General features: G+C 33.5%; 22 protein-coding genes. 7 read left to right on the top strand and 15 right to left on the bottom strand.

The features are described 5' to 3' along the window. Positions 1–267 precede the first annotated feature (267 nt). The 6 genes from DB891_RS06430 to DB891_RS06405 all read right to left on the bottom strand — a co-directional run bounded on the left by DB891_RS06430 (position 268) and on the right by DB891_RS06405 (position 5384). Complete coding sequence (locus tag DB891_RS06430; protein WP_116761775.1) at positions 268–498, bottom strand: beta propeller repeat protein; 231 nt, start codon at positions 496–498, stop codon at positions 268–270. A gap of 252 nt (positions 499–750) precedes the next feature. After that, a complete protein-coding gene (locus tag DB891_RS06425) occupies positions 751–1176 on the bottom strand; it encodes a hypothetical protein (RefSeq protein WP_116761773.1) in 426 nt (141 codons plus the stop codon). A gap of 104 nt (positions 1177–1280) precedes the next feature. After that, a complete protein-coding gene (locus DB891_RS06420; RefSeq protein WP_116761771.1) occupies positions 1281–2084 on the bottom strand; it encodes a hypothetical protein in 804 nt (267 codons plus the stop codon). A 157-nt stretch (positions 2085–2241) separates the two neighbouring features. Then, positions 2242–3552, bottom strand: a complete 1311-nt coding sequence (locus DB891_RS06415) for a PDDEXK-like family protein (RefSeq protein WP_116761769.1) — start codon at positions 3550–3552, stop codon at positions 2242–2244. 310 nt (positions 3553–3862) lie between these two features. Further along, positions 3863–4444 carry a hypothetical protein gene (locus DB891_RS06410; RefSeq protein WP_124019499.1) on the bottom strand — a complete coding sequence of 194 codons (582 nt, stop codon included), beginning with the start codon at positions 4442–4444 and terminating at the stop codon, positions 3863–3865. 49 nt (positions 4445–4493) lie between these two features. Further along, positions 4494–5384 carry a helix-turn-helix transcriptional regulator gene (locus tag DB891_RS06405; RefSeq protein WP_116761765.1) on the bottom strand — a complete coding sequence of 297 codons (891 nt, stop codon included), beginning with the start codon at positions 5382–5384 and terminating at the stop codon, positions 4494–4496. Positions 5385–5697: 313 nt separating this feature from the next. Here DB891_RS06405 and DB891_RS06400 point away from each other — a divergent pair, with 313 nt between their 5' ends. The 5 genes from DB891_RS06400 to DB891_RS06380 all read left to right on the top strand — a co-directional run bounded on the left by DB891_RS06400 (position 5698) and on the right by DB891_RS06380 (position 10131). Next, positions 5698–6756: a 3-oxoacyl-ACP synthase III family protein gene (locus tag DB891_RS06400; protein WP_116761763.1), complete on the top strand. Its 1059-nt coding sequence runs from the start codon at positions 5698–5700 to the stop codon at positions 6754–6756. A gap of 335 nt (positions 6757–7091) precedes the next feature. Continuing rightward, positions 7092–7619 carry a methyltransferase domain-containing protein gene (locus DB891_RS06395; protein ID WP_116761761.1) on the top strand — a complete coding sequence of 176 codons (528 nt, stop codon included), beginning with the start codon at positions 7092–7094 and terminating at the stop codon, positions 7617–7619. 100 nt (positions 7620–7719) lie between these two features. After that, on the top strand, positions 7720–8568 hold the full coding sequence (locus DB891_RS06390; RefSeq protein WP_116761759.1) for a glycosyltransferase family 2 protein: 849 nt from the start codon (positions 7720–7722) through the stop codon (positions 8566–8568). A gap of 55 nt (positions 8569–8623) precedes the next feature. Continuing rightward, the gene (locus tag DB891_RS06385; protein WP_116761757.1) at positions 8624–9373 is read left to right on the top strand and encodes an MlaE family ABC transporter permease; all 750 of its coding nucleotides are present in this window, start codon (positions 8624–8626) and stop codon (positions 9371–9373) included. Next, positions 9370–10131 carry an ABC transporter ATP-binding protein gene (locus DB891_RS06380; protein ID WP_116761755.1) on the top strand — a complete coding sequence of 254 codons (762 nt, stop codon included), beginning with the start codon at positions 9370–9372 and terminating at the stop codon, positions 10129–10131. The genes DB891_RS06385 and DB891_RS06380 overlap by 4 nt, the downstream gene beginning before the upstream one ends. Before the next feature lies 1 nt (position 10132). On the opposite strand, the gene DB891_RS06375 is transcribed toward DB891_RS06380, so the two are convergent. The 4 genes from DB891_RS06375 to DB891_RS06360 form a co-directional block, all read right to left on the bottom strand. Then, positions 10133–11047, bottom strand: coding sequence for an EamA family transporter (locus tag DB891_RS06375; protein ID WP_116761753.1), 915 nt, complete (start codon positions 11045–11047; stop codon positions 10133–10135). A 111-nt stretch (positions 11048–11158) separates the two neighbouring features. Further along, entirely contained in the window at positions 11159–12217 is a 1059-nt protein-coding gene (locus tag DB891_RS06370) for a mannose-1-phosphate guanylyltransferase (RefSeq protein ID WP_116761751.1), read from the bottom strand. 48 nt (positions 12218–12265) lie between these two features. After that, on the bottom strand, positions 12266–12865 hold the full coding sequence (locus DB891_RS06365) for a SprT-like domain-containing protein (RefSeq protein ID WP_116761749.1): 600 nt from the start codon (positions 12863–12865) through the stop codon (positions 12266–12268). Positions 12866–12895: 30 nt separating this feature from the next. Further along, positions 12896–13573 (bottom strand): SDR family NAD(P)-dependent oxidoreductase, encoded by a 678-nt coding sequence (locus tag DB891_RS06360; protein ID WP_116761747.1) that lies wholly within the window; start codon positions 13571–13573, stop codon positions 12896–12898. Positions 13574–13726: 153 nt separating this feature from the next. Between DB891_RS06360 and DB891_RS06355 the strand changes: the two genes are divergently transcribed. Continuing rightward, positions 13727–14173, top strand: coding sequence for a cytochrome c oxidase assembly factor Coa1 family protein (locus DB891_RS06355; protein ID WP_116761745.1), 447 nt, complete (start codon positions 13727–13729; stop codon positions 14171–14173). Between the two features lie 75 nt (positions 14174–14248). After that, on the top strand, positions 14249–14821 hold the full coding sequence (locus DB891_RS06350) for a GNAT family acetyltransferase (RefSeq protein ID WP_116761743.1): 573 nt from the start codon (positions 14249–14251) through the stop codon (positions 14819–14821). Here DB891_RS06350 and DB891_RS06345 read toward each other — a convergent pair. Genes DB891_RS06345 through DB891_RS06325 form a run of 5 tightly spaced genes read right to left on the bottom strand, consistent with a single transcriptional unit; the run spans position 14811 to position 18109 of the window. Then, the gene (locus DB891_RS06345; protein ID WP_116761741.1) at positions 14811–15461 is read right to left on the bottom strand and encodes a hypothetical protein; all 651 of its coding nucleotides are present in this window, start codon (positions 15459–15461) and stop codon (positions 14811–14813) included. The genes DB891_RS06350 and DB891_RS06345 overlap by 11 nt on opposite strands. A 3-nt stretch (positions 15462–15464) precedes the next feature. Beyond that, positions 15465–16487, bottom strand: a complete 1023-nt coding sequence (locus tag DB891_RS06340; RefSeq protein WP_223256061.1) for an ATP-grasp domain-containing protein — start codon at positions 16485–16487, stop codon at positions 15465–15467. Between the two features lie 44 nt (positions 16488–16531). Then, positions 16532–17242, bottom strand: a complete 711-nt coding sequence (locus tag DB891_RS06335) for an NRDE family protein (RefSeq protein WP_116761737.1) — start codon at positions 17240–17242, stop codon at positions 16532–16534. Beyond that, positions 17230–17718: a DinB family protein gene (locus tag DB891_RS06330; RefSeq protein ID WP_116761735.1), complete on the bottom strand. Its 489-nt coding sequence runs from the start codon at positions 17716–17718 to the stop codon at positions 17230–17232. The genes DB891_RS06335 and DB891_RS06330 overlap by 13 nt, the downstream gene beginning before the upstream one ends. 1 nt (position 17719) lies before the next feature. Beyond that, positions 17720–18109 (bottom strand): DoxX family protein, encoded by a 390-nt coding sequence (locus tag DB891_RS06325; protein ID WP_116761733.1) that lies wholly within the window; start codon positions 18107–18109, stop codon positions 17720–17722. Between the last annotated feature and the right edge of the window lie 109 nt (positions 18110–18218).

Below are 18218 nucleotides of genomic sequence, written 5' to 3'. Positions count from 1 at the left end.
ATTAACGATTTTAGAATCCAGATTTAAAAAAGCATAGAACATAGATTCCAGAAACCCTTTCAGTTTTTTAGCTGAAAGGGTTTTTCATTTTATAATAATACTACAGAAAATTAAGGAGCAGCCGTTTTCGGTTTTTCATCACCTTTCCTCCTGCTGTCCGCTGTATTCCCGATTAACAAAAACTACGGCAAAAAAGCCTTGTTTTTCTAAATCGGGAGATGCCGCTCCCATCAGGGCTACTCTACCTATTTTGTTTTTCAGTTTATTCTATCCTCTTTTCATCCATGTTCTCCCATCGTTTTTCGAATAATACAACCCTTTTGAAGTGGTTGCCAAAAGCTCTTTCCCGTTATCAACTAAATCACTGAAATCACCATACGAAGAACCGTTATGTCTTGACATCCAAGTTCTACCATCATTGGTAGAATACTCCAATTTTTGTTTGTTTGAAGGGTTGATGCGAATCATTTCTTTCTCTTTGATAATCATTTGTGCCATTTTATAACTGTTTAAAAATTTGCCTACTCTGTTTCGTTTACAGCTGCAAATCTAAACGGGGGGCCAGCCAGAGTACGGCAGAGTGTTTTTTTTGTTTAAAATTTGTGGTTTAAAAGCTTAAAGTTTTTTCACAAAGGCATAAAAAAACCTTTATAGAAGGTTGAAGTTTTATAAAGGGTTTGTTTTGTAATCTCCCGAAGTCAGAAGGCTTCAGGGAACTGTGTTCATTTTCAATTAAGATATTTCAAAATTTTATCTAGGCAGGATATTTTCATAAACAACCCAGACTTTCAGTCTGCTAAGTTCTTTCAACCTTTCAACATCTTCTTTTTTTGGACGTTTCATCATTTCGTTAAGCCATTTTTTTGGGTCAATAATAGAAATATCTAGAACATTAAAATCAAATTCATCATAAAATACAGGTGAAAATGTAACTAAATGCAAATTCGGTTTAATTTTGATTCTCTGATATTCGCTATTTTGTAAACCCGTAGATAGAAGAATGACTACTGTCACTTGTTCATTCCAAATCTCAATCGAATAACGACTGGCTATTACCGTCAGATTCTGATGTTCCCTATTACAAACCAAATAGACCAAAGCTTCCGTGAACTCGGCATTTCCCAACAACCAAAACAAGGTTTGATGTTCCTTTCTCTCATAAAATAAATCATCCATACTATACTTATTATAATTTCAATAAAACTAATTCTGATGTTTGACTTTGACAAAGGTCTTCAATCACGAAGCACTTTTTAAAACTCAGATTACTATTTGCATAATTACTCCTTATAATATTTTGTAATTATAGGTTTATCCTGTTTTATAGTTTCGGTTTTGTAAAGTATAAACTTGTTCTTGGAATTTTTGCCGAGTCGATAAAAATCGGTTTCATAATCGCAACAAGAGCGAAATCGATTAATTCTAATTTCTTTTTTCACATAATCGATACTTCCGACACGATCTCTATCACAAGCAAAAACATCCGGAGGAAAATATAGGAACTCTACTAATTTGTCATCTTTAAATTCAAAAACACGCCAAGTCTTATGTGTACCAATTACTTTTAAATCTTCTTCAACAAGCAATAATTCGTCATTGCCATCAAAATTCACATCTTTAAAGAAAAAGAAAGGTTCATTTCTTTCCTGAGAAAGAGGATCCTCTTTATCTAGGATTTCTTTTTTCTCTTCATTGTTGATCGCTATAACTTCCGGAAGATTATTATTTACAAAACATTCATACATCGATTTTTCAAAATCAGAATCGACTAGAAGAGTGTCTATCAAAAGATTATAATCTACTTTATACTTCACTTTGTCTGTAGTTCTTTCCAGTTCCAAAATTGCTTTGCCAACCACCATTTCCCTTTCAAAATATCTATGGATTTTTAAGGATTTTGATGTCCAGTAAATCGTAGCCGTAAAACCATTTATCGGTTTAGCAAATTGAATTTGAACCGTTTGGCTCGATGTTCTATTTCCACAACTAATTATAAAAATAAAGAGTAACGCTAAAATCGGTTTCCATCTTCTAATAATTTTCCCAAGTCTTGTATTGGCTCTGCCAAAAAATAAAATTCTCATAGTACCTTGTTTTGATTATTCGATACAAATCTAAATGCAGAGCCTGCCAAAAGGCGGCGGAGCGGAAAAATTTTTAGTGTTCTGCTTGCGAAAAGACATAAAAAAAAACCTTTGCCAATGGAAGTTGACAAAGGTTTTTGATAAATAAGAAAACTTATTATTCTTTTTTTTCTATTTCATTACAAATTTTAACAATGAGCTCGCTTTTGCTATTTATATATTTAATTAATTGACTAGAAATACTTTCTGCTATTTTTTCTTGGTTTTCTTTGTTTTTCCCTAAAAATTCAAGAAACTGAATATTATCAAAATCAACATATAAATTTTCTAAACTTTCAAAACTTTTTCTTTCTCTCCACCAACCCTTTTCAGTATTAGAAAATCCGTTTTCAATAAAAACATCCTTATTCTTACCTTGCAAATCTAAAACTCCATAAAAAAGTCTATTTCTTTCATTCCCGTTACCACTGAAAGGCTCTATCCCAAAAATAATACTATCTGTTTTAGGAGTTTTAAATCTTAACCATATACCAGAATTTTTTTCTTGTACCTTATTATGAATATTAATATCAAACGTTAACCCTAATTTGGATTTTAATTTTCGGATAACACTTTCCCTTACATTATTACGTATTTTATTTTTTGCATTTTCAAAATCTTTTACTATTTGTTCAGCTGCTGAAAAATTTTTAAAAATGGTATCTTGTATCTCGCTACTCATAACTTTATTAATTGTTTGTCCTGTTAATTTTTTAATCAAATAAACATATTGTTTCAATACCTCTCTAAGCATCGGTTTGTCTGTCGCTTCTTTTATGCAATCCCCCAACCATTTTGTAATATCCTCCTTGTAGGAAATGTTGAAATAATCTTCGTTTTTAACCAATCTTTTTGCTGATTTAGGCTCACTCCCTCTTAAAGTTAAAAACAAAATAGGCGATTTCTTGTCGTAATTATAGTATCTAATCAGTTGATTTTCTTGCTCTCCTGCATAAATTTTATTTTCAATAATAAGAGCTTTTTTTCCACTGTCTTCTACAATAATGTCAATGCGCCCTCCTTCAGTTTTTTCATCGTTCAATTTACCAATATGTTTTTCAATAGTCGTTTTTGCCGCATTGGTATCGATTTTGAATCTCTCCGAATCAATCATCTTTTCAGATTCTTCATCTCTATTCTCGATGTGTATGAATTTATTTTCCAACATTTGAATAAAAAGTCTCAACGGAATATCTTTCAATCCGTGCGAACCTTTTATATTCAAAAGTTCTCCAATAAATGCTGAATGTGTTCGCACTTCATTACTTGTTAAGTTAAGTAATGAAAAAATATTAAATTTCTCTCCAGTAATTTCGGCGATGTCGTCATATTTCTTTTGAATTAAACCTACCTTTTCAAGCAGGTTTTTGACTCCTTCCATATTTGTTTTTTCTTCAACAACAATTTCTTCAACTGTATTTTCTGTCATATTTTTTGTTTTTTTTGATCTAACTATTTCTTATAAACTCCTTAAATACAATTCCGCACAAGCCCTGGGGCACATACAGCATCATGATGATTAAGGGGAATTTGATGTTCTCGGCACAAGTTAGCCAAATTTGATTTGTAAATCCTGTAAGCGCAAATTTATTGTAATCTAGAGTTGGTAAACCATCATAGTTAAGTGTTTTGTCCAAAACCGGAAAGTCAAAGCCAAAGTCACTGTGAGCAATTACGTTTTGGTTTACTATAAACGGAGCGATCTTGGGAAATGAGACTTTATCAGATATTTGCCAATGTTATTTAGCAGTACTATTTATTTCGAAACAATTTTGGAACGTGATTAATGTGTCTTTCTTTTTGCAAACTAAAGCTTGATTTTTATACATCAAGTTTATTAAAAATATATCCTCTTTTGTTTGAACCAATTGGAATTCTAGGTTATTAATATTAAAATCATCTGTATTAATTTCGAAGCTTCCCACTAGACCTATTTCTTTTTGCTCAATATAAATTCCATCCTCTAAACTAGAATTTTTATTATGAATTGTTGTGTTGTACAATGGGAACAGTAATAATTCTTCTTTTAAATCATTGATTTTTAATTTTTGAACCTTTTTGTTTTTATACCATATCTCGATTTGATTTTTTGTTGAATTGATAAGTCTTTCTATGCTCTTTCCTTGTAAATCTTCTACGGATTGGATTGTCTTACTTTTGAGGTAATGGTAAAAGAAAGGATCTATTATAACTTCTATTAAAGGCTGTTTCATTCTACTGGCTGTTTCCTCAAATGTTTTTAAAAGCTCTAGGGGAAGCAATAACTGTTTTAGTTTCCAGACTTCTCCGAAAAGATTTATTTTAAGTTTATTGGTTGCCACTTAGTTCTATTTTGATTGAATTCTATTAGTTTTTACCGTTGATTTGCCATTAGTTGTATATTGTAATCATTTCAGATATTCTTTCTTTTACCGCATCTCTAAGTTGTTTGGGTTCCAATACTTCTACCTGATCTCCATATTTGAGTAATTCCATGGTGAAATCATTTGTTGGATGAATGTATAATTCAACTACCAAAGCATCTTCCGTATCCGAAATAATCTTTTGCGAAGCGTGTAACGGAAACGATTTGATGTAATTTCCCTGTTGCCAAGTAAATTCTAAAACCACTTTTTGTGCCAGCTCATACGTTTCAATTCCAAAAGCGTGTTGATAATGTTTCTCCACATCAAAAGGAATGCGTTTCAATTGAATATCCGAAATCTTCAATTCACTAATTCGGTCAAGACCAAAATTCCTGATTTCTCCATTTTTAGTATCTTGCGCAATCAGATACCAGCGGTGTTGGGCTTCCTTAATTGCGATGGGCTTGACGGTACGTTGGGTAATTTTCATATCCCAAAATTTGGTATGTGTAAAGTTAATTTGTAAATGATTTTGAATGGCGTACAACAAGCCATTTATCAAATGAGTTCCAGAAGCTTTTCGGCTTTCTAGGTGAATGCTCGGTGCTATTTTGCCTCCTTCCTTTAGTGCCTGATGAATCGAGAAAGCCTCAATCATTCTAGAAACCGATGGGTCTTCGATTTCGTCTTTTATCCTGTAGACTCTGTCTTTTCGGTCGTATTCAATACTAATCCCGAACAAACTTTCAATATCTTCTCTGTCACGGTCGAAAGTGCGTGGGGAATAATCAATATATTTATCGCTATTTTCAAATTTTGAAATTACATATTCCTGCAAGTCCACAAAATTGCAAGGAACCGATTTTAATCTGTCGATGATGTATAAATACCTTTTGTAAAAATCAACTTTTGCCATCTTTTCTTTATTTATTGCTAAATTAGGACATTAGTCCGTCAAAATATGACGGGGTGAAAAATTTAATCACTTTCTGATTTAACAAATACAATCTTTATTTAACAAAAAAAATCTTTTAACAAAAAACACACACTTTGTTATTTTTAACACTTCTAAAAACAAAACGCATCATTTGATAATATTCAATAAAAAATATTCAATATTTTTGCAATATATTTGATATTCTGCATTTATATGCACGCATAGTAAATATTTTGCCTTTTATACATTTTTTATAATTAATTTAGCCGATATATATCTGGAATTTATCAAAATGAAAATAAAAATAAGTGGAATAGGAAGTTATATTCCTGAGAAAAAAATAAGCAATACCGACTTTAGCGAACATGTTTTTTTAAATGAAGATGGTTCTCCATTGGCACACCCAAACGAAATCATAATTAATAAATTCAAAGGCATTACCGGTATCGAAAAAAGAAGATATGCCGAGGATCATTATACCGCTTCAGACTTGGCTTTTTTTGCCTCTCAAAAAGCAATAGAAAATGCTGGAATAGATCCAGAAACCTTAGACTATATTATTTTTGCCCATAATTTTGGCGATGTGAAATTTGGCACAACACAATCGGATATTATTCCAAGCTTAGCCACAAGAGTCAAACATAAATTACAAATAAAGAACCCAAAATGCGTCGCTTACGACATTCTTTTTGGTTGCCCGGGTTGGATTGAAGGCGTATTGCAAGCCAATGCATTCATAAAATCTGGCATGGCAAAAAAATGCCTTGTCATAGGAGGAGAAACATTGTCTCGCGTAGTCGATGACCACGACAGAGACTCTATGATCTACTCTGATGGAGCTGGCGCTTCAGTTATAGAAGCCTCAGATGATGAAACTGGAATGTTATCCTATGAAAGCGCAACTTATGCAGCAGAGGAAGCCAACTTCCTTTACTTCGGAAAATCATACAACCCTGAGTTAAATCCAGACACCAAGTACATCAAAATGTACGGTCGTAAAATTTATGAATTTGCCTTAAGCCAAGTTCCTGCAGCCATGAAAAGCTGTTTAGACCAAAGTGGCATTGCAATTGGGGATGTTAAAAAAATCCTTATTCATCAAGCCAACGAAAAAATGGACGAAGCTATTATTCATCGTTTTTATAAATTATACGGACAAACCCCTCCCAAAAACATTATGCCGATGAGCATACATGAACTAGGAAACAGCAGTGTTGCAACAGTACCTACTCTTTACGACCTTCTTATTCGAGGAGAAATTCAAGATCAGGAAATCAATAAAGGAGATGTAGTCATTTTTGCTTCTGTTGGAGCTGGAATGAATATCAATGCCTTTGTATATAGACATTAAACTAATAAGCTGTACGCTTATTTATTCCAAGCCCACTCACTTTTATTTAGTGCAGTGGGCTTTCTTTTTTTAAAAAATATTCAATCTCCTTTCCTTAAGAATTCGCCCTGCCAAAACCGCATAGTTTGTTATTTTGACCAAAGGGAGAAATCACATTAGGCGAGACACTAGTGTGATTCCTCCTTCGTCGGAATGACAAAACCGCCCTTAAAGAAACGTCATTGAAGCAAGTTTGGACAAATTTCAAATTACAAACCCTATTACAAACGGTATAAGAAACAGAATCTTTATATTTGCAAACTCTAAAGCGAAAGCGATAGTTAAAATAAAAAAACATGTACGAAAAAACATTTCCCAATAAAAGATTCAAACATACTTTAGAATTTTTAAGAAAACACATCTCAACATCCGAAACCATATTAGATTTGGGTGTAGAAAATCCTTTTTCTAAAATCATGAAAGAAGAAGGTTTTACTGTAAAAAACACTACTGGAGAAGATTTAGACGAGAATCAAAATGTTTTTTCGGAGGGTAAACAAGATATAGTAACTGCTTTTGAAATTTTCGAACATTTACTCAACCCCTACACTATTTTAAAAGAAATAAAATCAGGTAAATTAGTAATATCAATTCCTTTGCGTCTTTGGTTTTCTTCTGCATATCGCAGCAAAACCGACATGTGGGACAGACATTACCATGAGTTTGAAGATTGGCAATTGGACTGGTTGTTAGAAAAAACTGGTTGGAAAATAATCGATAGAGAAAAATTTACGCATCCCGTTAAAAAAATTGGATTTCGCCCATTATTGCGATTTTTCACTCCGAGATATTATATTGTTTACGCAGAGAAAATCAAGATTTAAGATTGTAGATTAACGATTTCTGATTTTTTTATTTTTAATTAACGCTTTACAACAAATCGTTAATCTAAAATCAAAAATCAAAAAATTTAAAATTTTTTAAATGAACTACTACATAGTTATCCCCGCCTATAACGAAGAAGCTTTTATCGCTTTAACATTACAATCTCTCATTTCACAAACTGTTTTGCCCAAAAAAGTGGTGGTTGTCAATGACAATTCTACGGATAAAACTGCCGAAATTGTTTTGGCTTTTGCCAAAGACAATCCGTTTATTACTTTAGTCAACAAAACGTCAGAGGCGATACATTTACCGGGAAGCAAGGTGATTCAGGCATTTCATAAAGGGTTTGAAACTTTAGATGATAATTACGATATTATTGTAAAACTAGACGGCGATTTAATCATTCCAAATAATTATTTTGAAACCATACTAAATATTTTCAAAAACGACCCAACGGTTGGTATGGCAGGAGGTTTTGCTTATGTAGAAAAAAATGGAGAATGGATACTGGAAAACTTAACCGATAAAGATCATATTCGAGGTGCTTTTAAAGCCTATCGAAAAGAATGTTTTTTACAAATAGGCAATTTAAAACCCGCGATGGGATGGGATACTGTTGATGAATTGCTTTCCAAATTTTATAATTGGAAAGTAGTTACCGATGCTTCTTTAATTATCAAACATCTAAAACCTACCGGTGCCAATTACAACAAAGCAGCGCGTTACAAACAAGGAGAGTCTTTTTACACTTTGGGTTACGGTTTTTTCATAACCACAATTTCATCAGCTAAATTAGCCATGATGAAAAAGAAACCGCTTCTTTTCTTTGATTACATTAAAGGCTTCTGGAAAGCCAAAAAAGCAAAAACCCCGTTATTGGTTACAAATGATCAAGCTCGTTTCATCAGAAACTATCGTTTACAAAAAATGAAACAAAAACTTTTCTAAGGTAAAACCCATAACTCACAACAAGTTTGTAATTTAGCCCATATACTATAAAACTATGATGCTCATTCGCTATACCTCCCAAATCGGGAAATATTTTTTGATGTGGAAAGAAATTTTCAAAAAACCAACAAAATGGTCCGTAATGAAAGGTCTTATTTTCAAAGAAGTAGACGACCTAATTATTGACTCATTAGGAATTGTCGCCTTCATTTCTTTCTTTGTTGGTGGAGTTGTTGCCATTCAAACCGCTTTAAACCTAACCAATTCATTCATCCCAAAATACCTCATCGGATTTGCAACAAGACAATCCATGATTTTAGAATTTGCCCCTACCTTTATGTCCATCGTTATGGCAGGAAAAATGGGATCATTTATCACTTCCAGTATAGGATCCATGCGTGTTACCGAACAAATTGACGCACTCGAAGTAATGGGAGTAAACTCCTTGAATTATCTGGTTTTTCCAAAAATAATCGCTTTAATGTTGTATCCATTTTTGGTAGGTATCAGTATGTTTTTGGGGATTTTTGGCGGATATGTTGCCACTGTATATGGTGGTTTTGGAGCAAGTACAGATTTCATCGAAGGTCTGCAGAGAGATTTTAACACTTTCCATGTATTTTATGCTTTTCTAAAAACGTTTATCTTCGGAATGTTCCTAGCCACAATACCCTCTTTTCATGGTTTTTACATGAAAGGCGGAGCTCTAGAGGTTGGTAAAGCAAGTACTGTTTCATTTGTTTGGACATCGGTAACCATTATCTTGATGAATTACATATTAACGCAATTACTTTTAACGCAATGATCGAAATAAAAAATATAGAAAAATCATTTGGTGGCGTCAAAATTCTAAAAGGGGTTTCCTGTGTTTTTGAAGCAGGGAAGACCAATTTGATTATTGGCCAAAGTGGATCGGGAAAAACGGTTTTATTAAAATCACTATTAGGAATTCATACCCCAGAAGTAGGAACCATTTCTTTTGACGGGCGAATCTATTCCGAATTGAACACTGATGAAAAACGAGAAATACGCACCGAAATTGGCATGCTTTTTCAAGGCAGCGCCCTTTTTGACAGTATGACCGTTGCCGAAAACGTAGGTTTTCCATTGAAAATGTTCACTAACGATAGCAACGAAAAAATTCAAAAGCGAGTAGATTTTGTTTTAAAAAGAGTTAACTTAATTGGTGCTCATAAAAAATTACCTTCGGAGATTTCTGGTGGTATGCAAAAAAGGGTTGCTATTGCCCGTGCCATTGTAAACAACCCAAAATATTTATTTTGTGACGAACCTAATTCCGGATTAGACCCCAATACAGCCATATTGATTGACAACCTTATCAAAGAAATCACCGAAGAATACAACATCACTACGGTGGTAAACACCCATGATATGAACTCGGTAATGGAAATTGGAGATAAAATTACATTTCTAAAAAACGGCCTTAAAGCTTGGGAAGGAACCAATGAAGATATTTTCTTAACTGACAACGAAGCTATCGTAGAATTTGTTTATTCATCTAACTTGTTTAAGAAAGTTAGAGAAGCTTATTTGAAAGGGTAAATTAGGCTTTGTTTTTTTCAAACAAAGTCTTTCGATAGCCAACCCAGTTGATTAAAACCACTCCAATTAGAATCACAATTAAGGCAAGTATTTGTTTTGGACTTATAGTTTCTTTAGCAAACAACCAACCTAAAAAAACAGCAATAACAGGGTTTACATATACGTAGGTTCCTACTTGTATCAATGAACGCTTGGTTATCAACCATAAATAAGCAATATAAGCAAGTATCCCAAAAACAATAAGATACCCCAAACTCAACCAAGAAGTTAAAGATATTTTGCTGAAAACAAAACCTTCGGTCTCTTTCGCAAAATAAGATAGCATCAAACAAAGCAATCCTGCACTTATCATTTGCAAAGCGACATTCATCAGGGTAGGCAAATCAGTAGGATAGTATCTAGAAAACAAAGAGCCTAATGCCCAAGATATTCCACCAGCGATAATTACGATCACCCCTAAAACAAAATGATCTGAAAAAGCAGATTCATTGACATCAAAAAGAATTATAAAACCTATAACCAATCCTAGAAGTGAACTAATATTTGAAAAATTTTCCTTCCATTTTGGATAATCTAAAATCAAGAACCAAAAAGGCAAACTACAAACCACTATTGAAGCAATCCCAGAAGGAACAAATTGCTCTGCCCACATCACTGATCCTGTTCCGCCTACAAGCAAAAGAGTTCCATAAATTGAATTTTTGAGTACTGCATCCTTAGTTGGCATTTTAAAATTCCCTTGTACTTTTATCAAAATCAGTAAAAGCAAACCCGCAATTACAAATCGCAATCCCATCAACATAAATGGAGGAATGGTTTCGAGTCCCAAGAAAATAAAGAAATAAGTGCTTCCCCAAATAATAAAGATAGCTGCAAAAGCGAGATAAATGAGGAATTGATTTTCGTTTTTAGACATATTATTTTGGGTTATTTTATAAAATAAAAAAGTGATTCCTTTCTGAAAATTGAGGTTGCCCAAGATTCTTAAGAATTCACTTTTTTGATTTAATAGGAGTAAAAATATTTATTAGGATTTCAACTGTGAAACAATTCCCTTTATCTCTTGCTCCTTACTTTTTGGATAAATCAATAAAACAGAATCTTTATCCACAATGATATAATCATCCAGACCATCAACAATTACTTGTTTTCCTACGGCAGTACTAATGATATTATTTGAAGCATTTTGCAACAATACTGCTGCATTAACAACTGCATTGTTATTGTCGTCTTTTGGCAATTTTTCATGTAATGACCCCCAAGTACCTAAGTCATTCCAATCAAAAGTTGCAGGAAGAACATAAACATTTTTGGCGTTTTCCATTATGGCGTAATCTATAGAAATATTGTCCGCTTTGGGATAATTCTCTTGGATAAAAGCACTTTCTTTATCTGAATTATACACCTCATACCCTTCCATAAAAAGAGCAAACATTTCGGGTTGAAATTCTTCAAAAGCTTTCAAAATAGATTGCACACTCCAAATAAAAATACCGGCATTCCATAAATAATTTCTACTTTGAATAAATCGTCTGGCAGTTTTAAAATCTGGCTTTTCTCTAAATTGAACCACTTTTTTTATAGAACGGCTATCCAATTTATCAAACTCAATGTAGCCATAACCCGTGTTAGGAGCCGTCGGTAAAATCCCTAAAGTCATCAAGGTTCCTTCTCTTTCGCATAAGTCGAAAGAACGTTGTAAATTGGCCACAAACTGCATTTCATCTTCAATCCAGTGGTCACTTGGCGCGACAACCATTACTGCGTTTGGGTTTAATTTTTTAATCTTTAATGAGGCATACAGAATACAAGCTGCCGTATTTCGCATGGCTGGCTCCAAGACAATCTGATCTTGTTTCACCATTGGCAATTGCTCTAAAATCAATTCATTGTAACTCTCATGTGTTAGAATCAAAATATTCTCTTTCGGAATGATTTGTGATAATCGACTGAACGTTTTTTGAATCAACGTCTCTCCGGAACCCAGCATATCGTGAAACTGCTTCGGGAATTCTCTCGTACTCACTGGCCAAAATCGAGAACCGATTCCGCCCGCCATTAATATTGCGTAATAATTTTTGTTCATTTTTATATTTTTAGTTTGCTTTTAAAGCAAATCTTAATTTAGGTTTAACTAACCTGGTAATAGCTCTACTTCAGCATTTGGGTTAAATAAATACAATCTCCCGGAACTTACTTCTAAGCATTCGTATCGTTTTGTTCGTATCGCTATTTTCTTGAAAATCTTTCCGTTAGAAATTCTAAAAACACTACCATAAGGAATCTCAAAGATATAGTTTTTATCATTCTGTTTATCATACTGCTTTAGCGCCAATGCCAATGTGGCATCCGTATCACTGCTTGCCGTGGGGTTTTTGAAATGTCTTGCCAACAAAGGCAATAATTGATTGGGAAAAATCTCTGGCCGAATAAACGGAACCATCATCCTTTGAAAAGAATGTTTCCATTCTCCTCCATGTGGTTTTATGTTTCGACCAAATTTTTCAAACGCTACCAAATGCGATATTTCGTGAATCAACGTAATCAAAAACTTGTATCTATTGAGACTGGAATTAACCGTAATTTCATGTTTTCCATTCATTCCCTTTCGATAATCACCGTGACGGGTTTGTCTCTCATTGACAATTTTAAGATGCACTTGATGCGTAACAATCAGTTCAAAAACTGGCTTTACGGCATGTTCCGGCAAATATTTCAAAAGAGTTTCAGGCATATCAATTCCCCCTTTAGGGGGCTAGGGGGATTACGGATTAGTAGAAGAAACCGGTAGCACTTTACCGTTAAAATACTTATTCCCTGTAAGCGTAAAATCATAAATATAATTAGCCATTTCACTAGCAGAAAGTGGCGCTTGATAACCAGGGAATGCCTCTTGCAACATTTCGGTTTGAACGGAGCCCAAAGCCAAAACATTAAAAGAAATCCCTTGCTCTTTGTATTCTTCAGCCAATAATTCTGACAATGTAATTACGGCACCTTTACTGGAACTGTAAGCCGCCAATCCTGCAAACTTAAGACTTCCCTGTACGCCTCCCATAGAGCTAATCGTTACTACATGACTCCCTTTTTGCAAATATGGTAAACAGATACGGGTCAGATTCGCCACTCCAAAAACATTGACTTTATATATATTTTCGAAATCATGCTGCGTCGTTTCCGAAAAAGGCCTTAATAATAGACTCCCCGCATTATGAACAACAGCATCGATTTTATCCCAAGATGAAGATAAAAAATTCGTTACTTGCTGCAACTCTACTTCGTTGGACAAGTCAACTGAAAGACACCTTATGTTTTTATGAGAAAGTAACTCTTGGTTTATTTTTCTTGACACAGCAAGTACCTGATGTCCTGCATTGGCAAATTGCAAAGCCAACTCAAAACCTATCCCTCTACTCGTTCCTGTGATAATTATGTTTTTCATGTAGCAAAAATAGTCAAAACAGTTAAAAAACAGTAATTTTAAAATATTAAAAATACATTCGCGAACTTTTATAAATATCTAGAAAAAGTGAAACCCTATAAGTAATCTAAGTACAAATTAACTGAAGTATATTTTAAATCAAAAATAGTAAATATGGACAATGAATTAATAGTTAAGAAAAATTGGTGGAGCAGCAATTGGAAATGGTCTTTACCAACATTGCTGTTTTTACTTTTATTTGGATTTCTTTTATCTTCAACTATAGATGGGAATATAACAGATATTGCTCTAGTGTATTCGGACAATTCGCTTTATGAAAAAGCAATTGAGAAAGCAAAAACTAATAAAAGAGTTTTGGAGGTTCTTGGAGAAATAGAACCTATTGACAAATTAGCCATTTTTGAAGGAAACGCAATTTATTCCAACAACAATAATTCTGTAGCATTATCAATACGAATAAAAGGAAATAAAGGAAAAGGAAAAATGGACATTTCGGCTGAAAAGAATGGAGCAGAATGGGAATACAAAACGATCAACATCCGAATTAAAAACCCGAAAGAAGAAATCCAAATTATAAAAGGTCCAATTGAAGTGAAATAATCCTGAAATGTTTAAAAAACGACACTAGACTTTTGCTTATTTTTGCAAAAAATAATTCCACTAGAATCCATAAAAATGATTGAAAACATCCAATTTGAAGTAGCAAAAAACACAGACATCGAAGGCGTATTGACATTACAAGATCTTTATTTGGTATCTAATATGACTGAAGAAGAAAAAGCTTCTGGATTTGTAACGACTCCTTTTTCTGTTGAGCAACTTCAAGAAGTAATCAACCAAGAAGGTTTATTTATTGCCAAAGACGACAACAAAATTATCGCTTATATTTTTGCGGCAAACTGGGATTATTTCAGTCAGTGGGCTATTTTTAATCACATGACCCCGATGCTTCCTGAGCTTTCATTCAAGGATTTTAAGCTTACTGATACCAATACTTTTCAGTACGGACCTATTTGCATTGACAAAAAATACCGAGAAAAAGGATTAATCAACCCCTTCTTTGAATTTATGCGAGTGCATCTTTTGAAAAGGTTTCCGGTAAGCATTACTTTCATCAACAAAACCAACATTCCTTCTCAAAAAGCGCATATTGAAAAATTAAAATGGTCGGTTATTGGCGATTTTCAATTCAACAATAACAACTATTTCATTTTGGGGTATGACATGAGTCAGCCGGCTATCGGATAGTTTTCTTCAAATACTTTTTATAAACTTTTAGAGCCTGAAAACATGCCAAACCAATAAAAAAGAGCGGAACTACAATTGGTATAATAAATTTGGAATAATCCAATATTTTTTGAGATAGTGAATCTAATAAAATGATTACTGCCAGCATTCCGAAAAAAGTACCAATCAACGTGCCTAATATATAATGAAATTTAAGTTTCTTGGATAAGGTTATGTATTTGGCATTCATTAAATACAGATTCCAACCCATCCAAAAAGGAATTTGCAGAAAATTCAATCCACACAAAACCATTCCGATTAAAAAAGGTGAATATTGAATATAGTCTTCTAAATAATTATGTTCTTGTTGTGTTTGGTTGGAATAAGCAAAAAACAAATAGGCAATCAATAAAAGGAAAAATACAGCAAAAAAATCGATGCTTTTCATCAATTTTTTATTTTCGGCCAATTGAGTCGAAAAAATAACTGTGAAATAGATGACAATCGCTTCGATTAGAATCACGCCCCACAAATACGAAAGTAGCGGATTCATACCTAATTTAGACAAAATTTCGACCCCAATAATGTTCAAATAGCCAAGTGGGAGCGAGCCTACGAAGCTTACAACAAATCCAACAATTATGTTTTTGAAGGCTTTCATTTATTAGAAATTGATGATCTTTTGGTTTTGTTTTTGGTGCAAACGGTATTCTTTCATTCCGACTTTGTGAGGCAAATACGGGTGTCCTTTTTTATTGTTAGCTACGCTTATTTCGTACATATAAGTGATGTGGCGTGCGAGTTCTTTCCAGGCAAAAAGCAAAGAATTTTTGGGGTCATAAATATGTGTTGGCTCACTTGCGGCTCCATTTAATTCAACCACCGAAAAGTTTTTTCCTTGTTCTAATTCTTCCAGTGTGTTGTACATTATATCCAACCTTCCAAAATAGAAACCTGGAATTTGCAAACACAGTTCGTTAAAAGTTGCTGTAAGTTCGGGAGTTATCCATTGACTACCATCTATAAACTTGGCACCTCGAGCGTGATTCCCATAGGGGACGAGATTTATTTTTTCGCTGAAAGGCAAAATTTCGTCTAACTTAGAACCGTATTCTTGTTTGAGTACTTTCAACTGTAACTCGTATCTAGGATTCTCTTTGATTAATTCCTCCAATGTTGCTATTCCATTTCCTGTAACAATCAAAAATTCTTTGGATACAATTCCAGTAATTCTACCCACTTTTTCATGAGGGTAGCGAACATAAAACACCCCTACTTCATTTTGAAACGGAATTAAATTTTGTACTACATAATCAAAATTGGCCTTCTCGGCATATTGTTTTAAATCGGTTGCATTTTCTATTTTTTTAACCCCAGAACCTCGCAAACCAATGTCGGGTTTGGCGATAAAGGGATAGGTAATCCCTGCTTTTTCTATTACTTTTTGAACGGCATCAAAAGAAGTTTTTTCTTTAATTAGTTCTGTTACTGGATAATATTTTTGTGGAATTAAATCGTAAATCTTTTTTTTGCTTTCCATCATAAAACCACCATTTTTGATCGTTGGATTGGAAGCATTAAAAAAGAAAATAGATTTTGCCTTAATCGAATAATAGACCCATAGAAAACAGATGGGGATATAAACAATTTGAAAAGGCCAGTATTCCCAGTGCGTGAATTTGTGCAAAAAAAGTTTAAAGTTTAAAGTTTCAGGTTTCAAGTTGGAATGGCTTAAATCGTTATAAATGTTGTCGAAAAATCTTGTTGCGCGATCAAATCATAATGCGCTATGCACACTTTATTTTTCTCTATTACAGCTTGCGTGATGCTCAATGTTTTCAATTGATTGTTTCTATTAATGACCAAACCGTGTTCGGCATTATCACTTTCGGTGTATTGATGAAAATGGAGTAGTTTTTCTTGGTTTATTTCGGGATTTAAATCTAAAAAAGAATAAAACCAATTGGAACGTTGCTCACGAATTTCTTTTGAATATAAAGTAGAAGAAGACCAAACATAATTTTTATCAATCTCTAAAGCAGCCGTTGATTTTTCGACTCCATTCCAACGCAATTGAAAAAGCTGCTTTTCCTGAAACAAAACCAAAGTAAAAGGTTCAATATTATGCAAATCAATTTCGTCCCAAAACCTCTTTGGCGAAACACTGCAGATCATTTCAAGTACAATTAAACCTCGACTCTTTCGATACGGTAATTGAACCTGATGCTTTTCGTCGGCACCGTTTAGTAAAACCAAAACCGTTCCGTTTTCATCGACTACATACCATGTCCCACCTGCTTTGGGGTCTTTTGGATAGATAATATTCTTTCCGTTTAAGGTATAATTTTTGGGTGGAATAGCACTAGGTCGAATTACTTGTTCATCGCGATTTGAAGTAATAATAACCTTATCATTGGCACAAACAAAACTTACTGTGCACATTGATTTCTGTATTCAATTGTTGAACGAGCCACACCAAAATTGTCATCGACAGATACGCTATCACATTTTAGAATAGCCACTTTTATCAAGGCTTGATGATGAATACAATGTTCAAAATTATATAGCAATTCTCTGAAATAATTGCTTTGAATTTTAATCCCTTCGCTATCAATTATTTGTTGCAATTCGAGTTCTTTATTCTCTTTTTGAATACTATTTATTATTTCCAAAATCATTTGAATTGCATAATTCGTGTCGGTTTGAATCAAAGTATTACGATCCCTTTTGTCATAATTTACAATTCCAGAATCATAATTTCGATCCAAACATTGAAACATTTCAACAATATGTCGGGTATGTTCTCCAATGCTAGAACCACTCAATTCAAAACAAGGCTTTGAATATTCTTTATCCGATAATTGATTAAGTAAACCAATCAATTCGTTTAAACTATTATTTATAGATAGAATCAGCATATTATAGTTTTAATTTTAACAGATTTGGGATTTTACTTTTATTCAAATAAATTAATGCAATACAACAAAGAAAGGTAATTATTGCCAAAGTAAACAGTTCTCCTGCATCATTTTTCACTTCGATTCCCAATACAAAAAGATGGGAAAAAATAGCGCCGAGCATTACTCCTGCTCCCATCAAAGCACCTAACAAAGTTGTTCTAGGTATCAGGATTAAAATAGCAGCGATTAATTCGGCTATTCCAGATCCAATTCTACCATAAGGTTCTATTCCTAAAGTCGAGAAAATATAGACACTTTCCTCTGCTCCAGTGAATTTAAAATACAAGGTTTGCAATAAAATTATGGCTGCAGTTAACCGCAAAATCCATGTAAAGATTGATGTTTTCATAATTTCTTATTTTATAAATTTCTTCCAATTAGTGGAAAAACCGGTCAAATTGACCACCCCATTCCAGTGTAAATTGACCACCAGTTTCGGAGTAAATTGACCACCACTT

Source organism: Flavobacterium laiguense (assembly GCF_003097655.1).
Lineage (GTDB): Bacteria > Bacteroidota > Bacteroidia > Flavobacteriales > Flavobacteriaceae > Flavobacterium > Flavobacterium laiguense.
This window is presented reverse-complemented; position numbering and strand designations above follow the sequence as displayed.